General features: G+C 55.5%; 26 protein-coding genes. All 26 read left to right on the top strand.

The features are described 5' to 3' along the window. The coding region (locus tag AUQ42_RS15625; protein WP_082817764.1) for an elongation factor Tu at positions 1 to 116 on the top strand (116 nt) is incomplete at its 5' end. A gap of 120 nt (positions 117 to 236) precedes the next feature. Then, positions 237 to 545, top strand: coding sequence for a 30S ribosomal protein S10 (gene rpsJ / locus AUQ42_RS06565; RefSeq protein WP_007091508.1), 309 nt, complete (start codon positions 237 to 239; stop codon positions 543 to 545). 16 nt (positions 546 to 561) lie between these two features. After that, positions 562 to 1,278 carry a 50S ribosomal protein L3 gene (gene rplC / locus AUQ42_RS06560; protein ID WP_068518272.1) on the top strand — a complete coding sequence of 239 codons (717 nt, stop codon included), beginning with the start codon at positions 562 to 564 and terminating at the stop codon, positions 1,276 to 1,278. Between the two features lie 5 nt (positions 1,279 to 1,283). Beyond that, complete coding sequence (gene rplD / locus AUQ42_RS06555) at positions 1,284 to 1,904, top strand: 50S ribosomal protein L4 (RefSeq protein ID WP_068518271.1); 621 nt, start codon at positions 1,284 to 1,286, stop codon at positions 1,902 to 1,904. Continuing rightward, positions 1,901 to 2,203, top strand: a complete 303-nt coding sequence (locus AUQ42_RS06550; RefSeq protein WP_068518270.1) for a 50S ribosomal protein L23 — start codon at positions 1,901 to 1,903, stop codon at positions 2,201 to 2,203. Before rplD ends, AUQ42_RS06550 begins: the two co-directional genes overlap by 4 nt. A gap of 4 nt (positions 2,204 to 2,207) precedes the next feature. Beyond that, positions 2,208 to 3,035 carry a 50S ribosomal protein L2 gene (gene rplB / locus AUQ42_RS06545; protein ID WP_068518269.1) on the top strand — a complete coding sequence of 276 codons (828 nt, stop codon included), beginning with the start codon at positions 2,208 to 2,210 and terminating at the stop codon, positions 3,033 to 3,035. Positions 3,036 to 3,051: 16 nt separating this feature from the next. Continuing rightward, on the top strand, positions 3,052 to 3,330 hold the full coding sequence (gene rpsS, locus AUQ42_RS06540; RefSeq protein ID WP_008892178.1) for a 30S ribosomal protein S19: 279 nt from the start codon (positions 3,052 to 3,054) through the stop codon (positions 3,328 to 3,330). A 2-nt stretch (positions 3,331 to 3,332) separates the two neighbouring features. Next, entirely contained in the window at positions 3,333 to 3,713 is a 381-nt protein-coding gene (gene rplV / locus AUQ42_RS06535; protein ID WP_068518268.1) for a 50S ribosomal protein L22, read from the top strand. Next, positions 3,713 to 4,399, top strand: a complete 687-nt coding sequence (gene rpsC, locus AUQ42_RS06530; RefSeq protein ID WP_068518267.1) for a 30S ribosomal protein S3 — start codon at positions 3,713 to 3,715, stop codon at positions 4,397 to 4,399. Before rplV ends, rpsC begins: the two co-directional genes overlap by 1 nt. Before the next feature lie 12 nt (positions 4,400 to 4,411). Beyond that, positions 4,412 to 4,831, top strand: a complete 420-nt coding sequence (rplP, locus tag AUQ42_RS06525; protein WP_068518266.1) for a 50S ribosomal protein L16 — start codon at positions 4,412 to 4,414, stop codon at positions 4,829 to 4,831. A gap of 6 nt (positions 4,832 to 4,837) precedes the next feature. Further along, positions 4,838 to 5,038, top strand: a complete 201-nt coding sequence (rpmC, locus tag AUQ42_RS06520) for a 50S ribosomal protein L29 (RefSeq protein WP_008892182.1) — start codon at positions 4,838 to 4,840, stop codon at positions 5,036 to 5,038. 27 nt (positions 5,039 to 5,065) lie between these two features. Next, on the top strand, positions 5,066 to 5,299 hold the full coding sequence (gene rpsQ, locus AUQ42_RS06515) for a 30S ribosomal protein S17 (RefSeq protein ID WP_008892183.1): 234 nt from the start codon (positions 5,066 to 5,068) through the stop codon (positions 5,297 to 5,299). A gap of 34 nt (positions 5,300 to 5,333) precedes the next feature. Further along, positions 5,334 to 5,702 (top strand): 50S ribosomal protein L14, encoded by a 369-nt coding sequence (rplN, locus tag AUQ42_RS06510; protein ID WP_033067181.1) that lies wholly within the window; start codon positions 5,334 to 5,336, stop codon positions 5,700 to 5,702. Further along, positions 5,702 to 6,019 (top strand): 50S ribosomal protein L24, encoded by a 318-nt coding sequence (gene rplX, locus AUQ42_RS06505; protein ID WP_068518265.1) that lies wholly within the window; start codon positions 5,702 to 5,704, stop codon positions 6,017 to 6,019. Before rplN ends, rplX begins: the two co-directional genes overlap by 1 nt. Before the next feature lie 11 nt (positions 6,020 to 6,030). Then, positions 6,031 to 6,570: a 50S ribosomal protein L5 gene (rplE, locus tag AUQ42_RS06500; RefSeq protein ID WP_068518264.1), complete on the top strand. Its 540-nt coding sequence runs from the start codon at positions 6,031 to 6,033 to the stop codon at positions 6,568 to 6,570. Positions 6,571 to 6,583: 13 nt separating this feature from the next. Beyond that, positions 6,584 to 6,889, top strand: a complete 306-nt coding sequence (rpsN, locus tag AUQ42_RS06495; RefSeq protein ID WP_068518263.1) for a 30S ribosomal protein S14 — start codon at positions 6,584 to 6,586, stop codon at positions 6,887 to 6,889. Positions 6,890 to 6,901: 12 nt separating this feature from the next. Then, positions 6,902 to 7,300 carry a 30S ribosomal protein S8 gene (gene rpsH, locus AUQ42_RS06490; protein ID WP_068518262.1) on the top strand — a complete coding sequence of 133 codons (399 nt, stop codon included), beginning with the start codon at positions 6,902 to 6,904 and terminating at the stop codon, positions 7,298 to 7,300. Positions 7,301 to 7,312: 12 nt separating this feature from the next. After that, positions 7,313 to 7,846, top strand: a complete 534-nt coding sequence (rplF, locus tag AUQ42_RS06485) for a 50S ribosomal protein L6 (RefSeq protein WP_068518261.1) — start codon at positions 7,313 to 7,315, stop codon at positions 7,844 to 7,846. 11 nt (positions 7,847 to 7,857) lie between these two features. After that, positions 7,858 to 8,211: a 50S ribosomal protein L18 gene (rplR, locus tag AUQ42_RS06480; RefSeq protein ID WP_068518260.1), complete on the top strand. Its 354-nt coding sequence runs from the start codon at positions 7,858 to 7,860 to the stop codon at positions 8,209 to 8,211. 11 nt (positions 8,212 to 8,222) lie between these two features. Beyond that, positions 8,223 to 8,798, top strand: coding sequence for a 30S ribosomal protein S5 (gene rpsE, locus AUQ42_RS06475; RefSeq protein WP_008892191.1), 576 nt, complete (start codon positions 8,223 to 8,225; stop codon positions 8,796 to 8,798). Between the two features lie 6 nt (positions 8,799 to 8,804). Next, positions 8,805 to 8,999: a 50S ribosomal protein L30 gene (gene rpmD, locus AUQ42_RS06470; protein WP_007091489.1), complete on the top strand. Its 195-nt coding sequence runs from the start codon at positions 8,805 to 8,807 to the stop codon at positions 8,997 to 8,999. Positions 9,000 to 9,028: 29 nt separating this feature from the next. After that, entirely contained in the window at positions 9,029 to 9,511 is a 483-nt protein-coding gene (gene rplO / locus AUQ42_RS06465; RefSeq protein ID WP_068518259.1) for a 50S ribosomal protein L15, read from the top strand. Between the two features lie 82 nt (positions 9,512 to 9,593). Then, complete coding sequence (gene secY, locus AUQ42_RS06460) at positions 9,594 to 10,940, top strand: preprotein translocase subunit SecY (RefSeq protein WP_068518258.1); 1,347 nt, start codon at positions 9,594 to 9,596, stop codon at positions 10,938 to 10,940. A gap of 29 nt (positions 10,941 to 10,969) precedes the next feature. Next, complete coding sequence (locus tag AUQ42_RS06455) at positions 10,970 to 11,614, top strand: adenylate kinase (protein ID WP_068518257.1); 645 nt, start codon at positions 10,970 to 10,972, stop codon at positions 11,612 to 11,614. Positions 11,615 to 11,733: 119 nt separating this feature from the next. Then, positions 11,734 to 12,102 (top strand): 30S ribosomal protein S13, encoded by a 369-nt coding sequence (gene rpsM / locus AUQ42_RS06450; RefSeq protein WP_068518256.1) that lies wholly within the window; start codon positions 11,734 to 11,736, stop codon positions 12,100 to 12,102. A 15-nt stretch (positions 12,103 to 12,117) separates the two neighbouring features. Beyond that, positions 12,118 to 12,510: a 30S ribosomal protein S11 gene (gene rpsK / locus AUQ42_RS06445; protein ID WP_044828432.1), complete on the top strand. Its 393-nt coding sequence runs from the start codon at positions 12,118 to 12,120 to the stop codon at positions 12,508 to 12,510. Positions 12,511 to 12,569: the final 59 nt, after the last annotated feature.

Below are 12,569 nucleotides of genomic sequence, written 5' to 3'. Positions count from 1 at the left end.
TCCAGATGACCGCGACCCTCATTGCACCGATCGCAATGGACGAAGGTCTGCGTTTCGCAATCCGTGAAGGCGGTCGTACCGTCGGCGCGGGCGTTGTTGCCAAGATCATCGAGTAATTTTTTCTCTTGATCTTTGTGAAGCGGGCGGCTATGTAAGCCGCCCGCAACACTTTTGCGGCAATCGTCAACTCCAGTTGAGGGGCCGGTGTCCTTTTGAGGGCTCCGGTACATAATTACATGGATAGTCAGAACATTCGCATTCGCCTGAAGGCGTTTGACCATCGCGTGCTGGATCAGTCCACGCGCGAGATCGTCAATACGGCGAAGCGCACTGGCGCAGAGGTCCGCGGCCCGATTCCGCTGCCGACCCGCATTGAAAAATACACTGTTCTGCGGTCTCCGCACATCGATAAGAAATCGCGTGAACAGTTCGAAATCCGTACGCACAAGCGTCTTCTCGACATTGTCGACCCGACCCCGCAGACCGTCGATGCTTTGATGAAGCTCGATCTGGCTGCCGGCGTCGACGTCGAGATCAAACTTTAATCGGGAGTAAGCCGCAATGCGTAGTGGACTTATTACCCAGAAGGTTGGCATGACCCGCGTCTTCAAAGACGATGGTTCCCACCTTCCTGTAACCGTTCTGAAGGTCGAAGATCTTCAGGTTGTCGCCAACCGTACCAACGACACCGACGGCTACGTCGCTGTTCAGCTTGGTTATGGCAAAGCGAAAGTGAAAAACGTATCCAAGCCGATGCGTGGCCATTTCGCCAAAGCCAAGGTTGAGCCGAAAGCCAAACTTGCTGAATTCCGCGTTAGCGAAGAAGGCCTGATTGAAGTTGGTGCAGAACTTTCTGCCGCTCACTTCGTTGAAGGCCAGTACGTTGACGTAATCGGCACTTCCATCGGTAAAGGTTTTGCCGGTGCGATGAAGCGTCATAACTTCGGTGGTCTGCGTGCGTCGCACGGTGTGTCGATTTCCCACCGTTCGCATGGTTCCACCGGTCAGTGCCAGGATCCGGGCCGCGTCTTCAAAGGTAAGAAGATGGCTGGTCACCTCGGTGCCGCACGTGTGACTGTTCAGTCCCTTAAGGTTGTCGCTTCTGACGCCGACAAAGGCCTGATCCTGATCCACGGTGCAGTTCCGGGTCACAAGGGCGCCTACGTCCTTGTCAAGGATGCCGTGAAGCGTGCTGCACCGGAAGGTCTTCCGTTCCCGGCCGCGCTCAAGGGTGCTGCCCCGGCTGCTGAAGAAGCTGTCGCCGAGGATAAGGAATAAGCATCATGAAGCTCGACATTCTCAAACTTGACGCTTCCAAGGCAGGCAACATTGATCTCGCAGAAGAGATCTTTGGTCTGGAAGTACGTCGTGACGTCCTGCACCGCATGGTGAACTGGCAGCTGGCAAAACGCCGCGCCGGTACCCACAAGGTGAAGGAAAAGTCGGAAGTTTCCGCAACCACGAAAAAATTCGTGCGTCAGAAGGGTAGTGGCGGTGCACGTCACGGTTCCCGTAAGGCTGCACAGTTCCGTGGTGGTGGTACCGTGCACGGTCCGCGCGTTCGCGACCACGCACACGATCTGACCAAGAAGTTCCGTAAACTCGCGCTTAAAACCGCTCTGTCGGCTAAAGCAAAGGACGGCAAGCTTATCGTTCTTGATAACGCGGAATTCTCGGACGCCAAAACCAAGAATCTGGTCGCAGCTTTTGGTAAGCTCGGCTGGAAATCTGCACTGATCATCGATGGTGCGCAGGTCAACGAAGGTTTTGCACGCGCAGCGCGCAACATCCCGCAGATTGACGTGCTCCCGGAGATCGGTGCTAACGTCTATGACATCCTGCGCCGTGACACCCTGGTGCTGACCAAGGGTGCGGTCGAAGCGTTGGAGGCACGTCTCAAATGACGATCATCAGCAAAGAGCGGATGTACGAAGTCATCCGCGCCCCGCATATCACTGAAAAGTCGACGCTGATTTCTGAACACAACGCAGTTGCGTTCAAAGTTGCGATCGACGCCACCAAGCCGGAGATCAAGGCTGCTGTGGAAGGTCTGTTCGGGGTGAAGGTCAAGGCGGTCAATACCTCTGTGGTAAAAGGAAAGACCAAGCGTTTTCGCGGTGTTTCCGGTCGTCGGAGTGATTTCAAGAAAGCGATGGTAACCCTCGAAGAGGGTCAGTCCATCGACGTGACTACGGGAATCTAAGACAATGGCTTTGAAGAAGTTTAAACCAACCTCTCCTGGTCGCCGTCAGCTGGTTCTCGTGGATCGTTCCGATCTCCACAAGGGCAAGCCGATCAAAGCGTTGACCGAAGGTCTTCGCAAGAAAGGTGGCCGTAACAACACTGGTCGTATCACCGCCCGCCGTATTGGTGGTGGTCACAAACGTCGTTACCGTCTCATCGACTTCAAACGTACCAAGTTTGACGTCGTCGGTACCGTCGAGCGTTTGGAATATGATCCGAACCGTACTGCGTTCATCGCACTGGTTCGTTATTCCGACGACGAGCTGGCCTACATCCTCGCACCGCAGCGTCTCGCTGTCGGCGACAACGTTGTTGCCGCTGAACGCGTAGACATTAAGCCGGGTAACGCCGCACCGCTGAAGAACATTCCGGTCGGTACCATTGTCCATAACGTCGAACTGAAAGCCGGTAAAGGTGGTCAGATCGCACGTTCAGCAGGTGCATACGTGCAGCTCGTTGGTAAGGACCAGGGTTACGCCCAGCTTAAGCTGTCCTCCGGTGAGGTACGTTTGGTACGTGGTGAATGCATGGCAACCATCGGTGCCGTGTCCAACCCGGACCATCAGAACACTAACCTTGGTAAAGCCGGCCGTAATCGCTGGCTCGGCAAGCGTCCTTCGGTTCGTGGTGTTGCCATGAACCCGATCGATCACCCGCATGGTGGTGGTGAAGGTCGTACTTCGGGTGGTCGTCACCCGGTTACGCCGTGGGGCAAGCCTACCAAGGGCAAACGTACCCGCTCGAACAAGAAGACCGACGCGCTCATCATGCGCCGTCGTCACAAGAGCTAACGGAGGAGGCTAGACTATGGCGCGTTCCGTTTGGAAGGGTCCGTTTGTTGACGGATACCTTCTTAAGAAAGCCGATACTGTCCGTGCCTCAGGCCGGAATGAGGTAATTAAGACCTGGTCGCGGCGTTCGACGATTCTGCCGCAATTCGTAGGCCTCACCTTTGGGGTTTACAATGGCCAGAAATTCTTGCCGGTGCTGGTGACCGAAGACATGATTGGTCACAAGTTCGGTGAATTCTCGCCGACCCGTACCTACTATGGTCACGCGGCCGACAAAAAGGCGAAGAGGAAGTAACGATGGGTAAGAAAGCTGACATCCGTCGGCTGGCGGATAACGAGGCTGCGGCTTCGCTCCGGGCAGTACGCATTTCCCCGCGTAAGCTCAACCTCGTCGCCGAGTCGATCCGTGGTTTGAAGGCAGAAGCTGCTTTGGCAGAACTGACCTTCTCCAACAAACGTATTTCGCAGGACGTCAAAAAGCTGCTGGAATCGGCAATTGCTAACGCCGAAAACAACCATCAGCTCGATGTCGACCGTCTCTATGTTAAAGAGGCATCTGTTGGTAAGGCCTTCGTGATGAAACGTTGGCGCGCCCGTGCACGCGGTCGTGTTGGCAAGATCCTGAAGCCGTTCTCCAACATGCGCATCGTCGTTTGCGAACGTGAGGAGGCCGAGTAATGGGTCAGAAAGTAAATCCGATCGGTCTGCGCGTTGGCATTAACCGTACCTGGGATTCCCGCTGGTACGCCAACAAGTCCGATTTCGCTGGTCTTCTTCATGAAGATCTTGCGATCCGTAAATTCATCTTCGACCGCCTCAAGCAGGCTGGTGTTTCGAAGGTGATTATCGAACGTCCGGCGAAGAAAGCCCGCATTTCGATCCACACCGCTCGTCCGGGCGTTGTGATCGGGAAAAAAGGCCAGGACATCGAGAAGCTCAAGAACGATCTGCAGAAGCTGGCAAATGCCGAAGTGCAGGTTAACATCATCGAAATCCGCAAGCCGGAAATCGATGCCAAGCTGGTCGCTGACAACATCGCCCAGCAGCTTGAGCGCCGTGTTTCGTTCCGTCGCGCTATGAAGCGCTCGGTTCAGAACGCAATGCGTCTCGGTGCCGGTGGCATTCGTATTAATGCTGCTGGTCGTCTTGGTGGCGCAGAAATCGCCCGTACCGAATGGTATCGTGAAGGTCGCGTTCCGCTGCACACGCTGCGTGCGGACGTGGATTACGGAACTTCAGAAGCACACACCACCTATGGTGTTTGCGGTCTGAAGGTCTGGATCTTCAAGGGCGAAATCATGGCACATGATCCGCTGGCATCGGAGCGTAAAGCTCTCGAGTCGGCTGGTTCCAGCCGTAAGTAAGGAGATCCAGATATGCTTTCTCCGAAACGTACAAAGTTCCGTAAAGCCCACAAAGGCCGCCTTAAAGGTGAAGCCAAGGGTGGTACGGATCTTAATTTCGGCGCTTATGGCTTGAAAGCCTTGGAGCCTGAGCGTATAACGGCGCGTCAGATCGAAGCGGCTCGCCGCGCGATCACCCGCCACATCCGCCGTCAGGGTCGTGTGTGGATTCGCGTTTTCCCGGATCTCCCGGTCTCGCAGAAGCCTGCCGAAGTCCGTCAGGGTAAAGGTAAAGGCTCGCCTGAATATTGGGCGGCACGCGTTAAACCGGGTCGGATCATGTTTGAACTCGACGGTGTTCCGTTGGATCTTGCACGCCGCGCTTTCGAGCTGGCATCGGCAAAACTGCCGATCAAGACCAAGTTTGTCACCCGTCTTGGTGAAGGGGAGTAATTAGTGATGAAAATTGCTGATCTCCGCGCTAAAAGCGCTGACGAACTGAAACAGCTGCTGCTGGACCTGCGTAAAGAATCGTTCAACATGCGATTCCAGCAGGCTTCCGGTCAGTTTGAGAACACTGCGCGGGTCCGCCAGGTCCGTCGTGATATCGCCCGCATCAAAACCCTTCTCGGTAACGAGAAGGGTGCGACCGCGGCCTAAACTGGACACGCAGAGGAGTAAACACACATGCCGAGGCGTGTATTGCAGGGGACAGTCGTTTCGACCAAAAACGACAAGACCGTGGTGGTCCGTGTGGAACGCCAGGTCATGCACCCGCTGTATAAAAAGTACGTGCGTAAGTCGAAGAAATTCCACGCGCACGATGAAGAGAACCGCTTCAAAACGGGTGACGTAGTTCGCATTCGCGAATGCAAGCCGATCTCGAAGTTGAAGTCTTGGGAAGTAGTGGTCGAGGAGTGAGTCCTCAGCCCAATCATAGTCAAGGGGTAAACCCATGATCCAGATGCAGTCCAATCTGGACGTCGCCGACAACAGCGGCGCTCGCCGCGTCCAGTGCATCAAGGTGCTGGGCGGCTCGAAGCGCAAAACCGCTCACGTTGGTGATGTTATCGTGGTTTCCGTCAAGGAAGCCATCCCGCGCGGTCGCGTAAAGAAGGGTGCAGTTCACAAAGCTGTCATCGTTCGCACCGCAAAGGAAATCCGTCGTGCCGATGGCTCGGCGATCCGCTTTGACCGCAACGCTGCCGTTCTCATTAATGCGAACGGCGAGCCGATCGGCACGCGTATTTTTGGCCCGGTAACCCGCGAACTTCGTTCCAAAGGTTACATGAAGATCATTTCGCTCGCTCCGGAGGTGCTGTAATGGCTGCCAAGATTAAAAAGGGCGACCGCGTCATTGTTCTGACGGGTAAAGACAAAGGGAAGACCGGCGAGGTTCTCGCCGCTTTCCCGGCCGAGAACAAGGTTCTGGTATCGGGCATCAATCTGGTGAAACGTCACCAGCGCCCGACCGGTGCTGATGCCGGTGGCATCGTCGAGAAGGAAGCAAAAATTGCTGTTTCCAACATCGCGATTGTCGACCCGAAAGAAAACAAGCCGACCCGCGTCGGTTTCAAGACCCTCGATGACGGTCGCAAGGTTCGCTTCGCGAAGCTCAGCGGCGAAGTCATCGACAACTGAGGGACGGAAAAATGACGCGCCTGCGCGAACATTACAAAGAAGTGGTGCGTGACGCACTCCAGAAGGAGTTCTCCTACGAGAACACCATGGAGATTCCGCGCCTCGAAAAGATCGTGATCAACATGGGTGTCGGCGACGCCACCCAGGATCGCAAAAAGCTGGAAGGTGCTGCTGCGGATCTCGCTGCAATCACCGGTCAGAAGCCTGTCTTCACCAAAGCGAAAAAGTCGGTTGCGGCTTTCAAGCTGCGTGAAGGTATGAACATCGGTTGTAAAGTGACCCTGCGTCGCGACCGTATGTTTGAGTTCCTGGACCGCCTGGTCACCATCGCGCTTCCGCGCGTTCGTGACTTCCGCGGCCTGAACAAAAAATCCTTTGATGGTCGTGGCAACTTTGCCATGGGCTTGAAGGAACAGTTCGTCTTTCCTGAAGTAGAGTATGACAAAGTCGACTCTGTCCGCGGGATGGACATTATCATTTGTACCACGGCTAAGTCCGACGCCGAAGCTCTTGCCCTTCTTAAGGGTTTTGATCTTCCGTTCGGAAACTAACGGAGGTTGGCCCATGGCCAAGAAAAGCTCAGTAGAGCGTGAACTCAAACGTGAACGCCTGGCAAAGCGCTATGCTGCCAAGCGTGCCGCCCTCAAAGCGGTTATCGCAAATCGCGAGACGTCCCCTGAGGATCGTATCGTGGCTGTGATGAAACTCGCCCAGCTGCCGCGTAACTCGGCTCGTATCCGTCAGCGTATTCGCTGCCAGGTATCCGGTCGTCCGCGCGGTGTCTATCGCAAATTCCGCCTGTCCCGTATCGCCCTTCGTGAACTTGCTTCGCGTGGTCAGATTCCGGGCATGGTGAAGTCGAGCTGGTAAGGAGGACATCACATGTCGATGACTGATCCAGTCGGTGATATGCTCACGCGTATCCGTAACGGTCAGCGCGTTGGTAAATCCAGCGTTGTCTCGCCGGCTTCGAAACTGCGTACCGGTGTGCTGGATGTTCTCCAGCGCGAAGGTTACATCCGCGGTTATAACGTTAATGAAATTCGCAAGGGCGTCAGCGAAATCACCATCGAACTCAAATATTTTGAGGGCGATGCAGTGATCAAGCAGATCGACCGCGTCTCGACCCCGGGCCGTCGCGTATACTCGAAGATCAAAGATCTTCCGAAAGTATACAACGGTCTCGGCATCGCAGTCCTGTCCACTCCGAAAGGGGTTCTCTCGGATCAGGAAGCTCGCGAGCAGAATGTCGGCGGCGAAATCCTCTGCAAAGTATTCTAAGGGGAGCCAACGATGTCGCGAGTAGGAAAAAATCCGGTGGTCGTGCCTAGCGGCGTTACCATCACCTTGACCGAAGAGCAGATCAGTGCAAAGGGCAAGCTCGGTGAGCTTAACCTGCCTCTGACCTCGGACGTATCCGTCACCCAGGAAGATAACCAGATCTTCGTGAAACCGAACAACGATAGCAAGCGCGCCCGTGCCCTTTGGGGTACCACCCGTGCGAATATCGCCAACCTCGTCACCGGGGTTTCGGAAGGGTTCACCAAGAAACTGGAAATCACCGGTGTTGGTTACCGTGCGCAGGTACAGGGCAAGAACCTGGTTCTGCAGCTTGGCTTCTCACACGACGTTGAAATGGAGATCCCTGCGGGTCTGAACGTCGTTGCTGAAAAGCCGACCCTTATCGCCATCTCTGGCGCAGATAAACAGCTTGTCGGTCAGTTCGCTGCAAATGCACGCGGCTGGCGCGGTCCGGAGCCTTACAAAGGCAAAGGTGTCCGCTACGAAGGCGAGTATATCTTGCGCAAAGAAGGCAAGAAGAAGTAAGGACTGGCACGATGAAAAACGTGAGAAGCCTTTTCGAACGCCGCAAGCGTCGCGTTCGTTTTGCGATCCGCCAGAAAGCGGCCGGTCGCCCGCGCCTCAGCGTGCACCGTTCGAACGCTCACATCTATGCACAGATCATCGACGACGTCGCTGGTACCACCCTGGTAGCAGCTTCGACCGCCGAAAAAGATCTGAAGGCGAAAGGCAGCAATGCCGAAGCCGCTGCTCTGGTTGGCAAAGCCATTGCCGAGCGCGCAGTGAAAGCTGGTGTGAAAACGGTCGTTTTCGATCGTGGCGGGTATCTGTTCCATGGCCGGGTGAAAGCTCTGGCCGATGCCGCCCGTGAGGGCGGTCTGGACTTCTAAGGAGCACGACCATGGCACGTAACCAGAATCAACAGCAGCAGGCACCGAAAGCCCGTGAAGAAAACGAACTCGTCGACAAGCTGGTTGGTATCAACCGCGTCGCGAAAGTCGTTAAGGGCGGTCGTCGCTTTGCTTTCTCCGCAATGGTAGTTGTCGGTGACCAGCGCGGTCGCGTCGGATACGGCACGGGTAAAGCCCGTGAAGTTCCGGAAGCGATCCGCAAGGCTACCGAAGCTGCTAAACGCAACATGATCCGCGTTCCGCTTCGTGAAGGTCGTACCCTTCACCATGATACGCAGGGCCATTTCGGTGCAGGCAAGGTTATCCTTCGCTCGGCTCCGGCTGGTACCGGTATCATCGCTGGCGGTGCGATGCGTGCGGTCTTCGAAACCATGGGCGTTCAGGACGTTGTGTCCAAATGTACCGGTTCGAACAACCCGCATAACGTGATCCGCGCAACCCTTGACGCTCTGGTCAACGGTGCATCCCCGCGTCAGGTCGCTGCAAAGCGTGGCCTGAAAGTCGGTGACGTCGTTGCCCGTCGCGATAGCGGTTCGGCTGCTGCCGCCGTTCTCGAAAAGGAGTAATTCGATATGGCTGCTAAGAAAAAAGCGACCGTTCGCGTTACCCAGACGGGTTCGCCGATCGGACGTCCGGCTGATCAGCGCCAGACCCTTGTTGGTCTTGGCCTGAACAAACTGCACCGGACTCGTGAGCTGGAAGATACCCCAGCTGTTCGCGGTATGATCGCAAAGGTCAAGCACCTCGTCCGTGTGGACGAGGCTTGATTGACCCCAGATCGAAAAGGTGTTGAACGATGAAACTCAACGAACTTGCCGATAACCCGGGTGCCCGCAAGGCGCGCACCCGCGTCGGTCGCGGCATCGGTTCGGGCAAAGGCAAAACTTCTGGCGCAGGTCAGAAGGGTCAAAAGTCCCGTTCAGGTGTAGCCATCAATGGCTTCGAAGGCGGGCAGATGCCGGTCTATCGCCGTCTTCCGAAACGCGGCTTCAAAAACCCGTTCAAGAAACAGTTCGGTGTTGTGAACCTTGGTACCCTTCAGACTGCCGTTGATAACGGTGTTCTTGAAGAAGGTTCAAATGTCACCATCGCTGTTCTTGCGGAAAAAGGTCTTGCCCGTCCGCAGAAAGACGGTCTGCGCCTTCTTGCTAAAGGCGAACTGAAAGCGAAACTGAACATCGAGATCTCCGGTGCTTCCAAAGCAGCTGTCGAAGCTGTTGAGAAAGTCGGTGGCTCGGTCAAGGTTCTTGCGCCGGTCGCTGCAGATAACGCAGAATAAGCTAGAATGACTTCGTGAGGGTCCGGTTCCATTAATTTACGGGACCGGACCCTCCAGTTTATGTGTATTGGGAGATGAGTGCATGGCATCCGCCGCCGAGCAGCTTGCCGCGAACCTGAATTGGTCTGCTTTTTCAAAGTCGACCGAGCTTAAAAAGCGTATCTGGTTCACTTTGGGCGCGCTTATTGTTTACCGTCTTGGAACCTATATTCCGGTTCCTGGTGTTGACCCGTCCATTCTTGCTGACATTTTCCGTCAGAATGCGGGCGGCGTTCTGGGCATGTTTGACATGTTCGCCGGTGGTGCGCTGGGTCGTATGACGATCTTTGCGCTGAATATCATGCCGTATATCTCGGCCTCCATTATCATTCAGTTGATGACGACTGTTTCGCCGTCTCTTGAGCAGCTCAAGAAAGAAGGCGAGCAGGGTCGTAAAAAGATTAATCAATATACCCGCTATCTGACGGTGCTGATCGCAACGGTTCAGGCATGGGGCATTGCTGTTGGTCTTGAAAGCATGACCGGTTCGACCGGAGCTGCTGTTCATGATCCGGGCATGTTCTTCCGCTTTACCGCTGTTGTGACGCTGGTTGGTGGCACCATGTTCCTGATGTGGCTTGGTGAACAGATCACCCAGCGCGGCATCGGTAACGGCATTTCGCTGATCATCTTCACCGGTATTGTTGCCGGTCTGCCCAGCGCGATTGCCGGCACCCTGGAACTGGGCCGTACCGGCGCGATTTCCGCTCTGGTGATTGTTGCAATCATCATTCTGGCGGTTGCTGTTATTGCCTTCATCGTCTTTGTTGAACGTGCGCAGCGCCGTGTTCTGATCCAGTACCCGAAACGCCAGGTCGGCATGAAGGTCATGGAAGGTCAGAGCTCGCACCTGCCGCTCAAGATCAACACTGCCGGTGTTATCCCGCCGATCTTTGCAAGCTCGCTTCTGCTGATGCCGCTGTCGGTTGCGCAGTTCACCGCCGGTGGCAACGCGCCGGAATGGCTGACGACCGCGACCGCATTGCTTGGCCGTGGCCAGCCGCTCTATATCGCGCTTTATATCGGTCTGATCGTCTTCTTTGCCTTCTTCTACACCGCGGTTGTGTTCAACCCGGAAGATACGGCAGACAACCTGAAAAAACACGGTGGCTTTATTCCGGGCATCCGTCCGGGTAAAAATACCGCGAACTATCTTGATTTCATCCTGACCCGCCTGACGGTGATCGGTGCAGCGTATCTCGCATTCGTCTGTATCCTGCCGGAACTGCTGATCGCGGAATGGTCTGTGCCCTTCTACTTTGGTGGGACTAGCCTCCTGATCGTAGTCACGGTAACCATGGATACCGTTGCTCAGATCCAGTCTCATATGCTGGCGCATCAGTATGAAGGCCTGATCAAGAAATCCAAACTGCGTGGTCGCCGCCGATAAGAGCGGCCACGGAATTCAGGGGGACGACAATGAACATTATCCTTCTTGGCCCTCCCGGTGCAGGGAAAGGCACCCAGGCCAAGCGTCTCGAAACGGGACGCGGCATGATCCAGCTTTCGACTGGTGACATGCTCCGCGCGGCAGTTTCTGCCGGAACGGAACTGGGATTGAAGGCAAAGGAAGTCATGGATGCGGGGCAGCTCGTATCCGACGATCTGATGATCGGTCTGATTTCCGAACGACTTGACCAGGATGATACCAAAGGCGGTTTCATTCTGGACGGTTTCCCGCGCACGACTGCCCAGGCAGAAGCCCTGGACATCATGCTGGAAGCCAAAGGTCTGGCACTTGACTATGTGATTGAACTGCGCGTCGATGACGCAGCACTGGTGGCCCGCATTGTCGGCCGCTATACTTGTGCAAAATGCGGGCAGGGCTATCACGACGAGTTCCAGAAACCCGCTGAAGAAGGTGTCTGCGACGTATGTGGCGGCACTGAATTCAAACGCCGTGCGGATGACAACGCCGAGACGGTCACATCGCGACTGGAAGCTTATCACAAGCAAACAGCACCGATCATTCCTTACTATGAAAAGGTCGGTAAGCTGAAAACAGTTGACGGGATGGCCGAAATCGACGAAGTTACGCGCGAGATTGAAGCCATCCTGGGGTAATTTCCCGGGCAGGGCGCTTTTTGCTTGCGGGTTGGCAGTGATGCTGGCCCGCTTTTGCAACGCTCTACCCTACCGGATCTGCCCTTGGGTTTGTTAACAGGAAACAGGAGTCTCACACAGTGGCTCGTATTGCTGGCGTAAATATCCCGACCGCGAAGCGCGTCGTGATTGCGCTTACCTACATCACCGGCATTGGCCCGGCGAAAGCTAAAGAAATTTGCGAAAAGGTCGGAATCGAAGCAGCAACCCGCGTTCATCAGCTTTCTGATGACCAGGTTCTCAAGGTTCGTGAAGTCATCGACGCTGATTACACCGTTGAAGGCGACCTTCGTCGTGAAACCGCAATGAACATTAAACGTCTGATGGATCTGGGCTGCTACCGCGGTCTCCGTCATCGTCGCGGTCTCCCGGTACGCGGTCAGCGTACCCACACCAACGCTCGCACCCGTAAGGGCCCGGCTAAGCCGATTGCTGGCAAGAAGAAGTAAGGTAGGGGAACGACAATGGCGAAAGCTCCTCAGACTCGCGTCCGTCGCCGCGAGCGCAAGAACATTACGAATGGTATCGCGCACGTAAACGCGACCTTCAACAACACCATGATCACCATCACCGACGTTCAGGGTAACACCATTTCCTGGTCGACCGCTGGTGGTATGGGTTTCCGCGGTTCGCGTAAATCGACTCCGTATGCTGCACAGATGGCTGCCGAAGACGCAGGTAAAAAAGCTGCTGAACACGGCATGAAAACCCTCGAAGTACAGGTTAAAGGCCCGGGTTCGGGACGTGAATCTGCACTGCGTGCGCTTCAGGCTGTCGGTTTCACCATTACGTCGATCAAAGACGTAACGCCGATTCCGCACAACGGTTGCCGTCCGCGTAAACGTCGTCGCGTCTAATCGCGTCGATCTTTGCGGACGACCCCGCGTTTGGGCCCGGATACGCCGGGCCCCTTCGC

The sequence above is a fragment of the Thalassospira sp. MCCC 1A02491 genome, assembly GCF_001613785.1.
Lineage (GTDB): Bacteria > Pseudomonadota > Alphaproteobacteria > Rhodospirillales > Thalassospiraceae > Thalassospira > Thalassospira povalilytica.
Note: the sequence above shows the minus strand (reverse complement) of the source record. Positions and strands in the feature narration are given on the sequence as shown.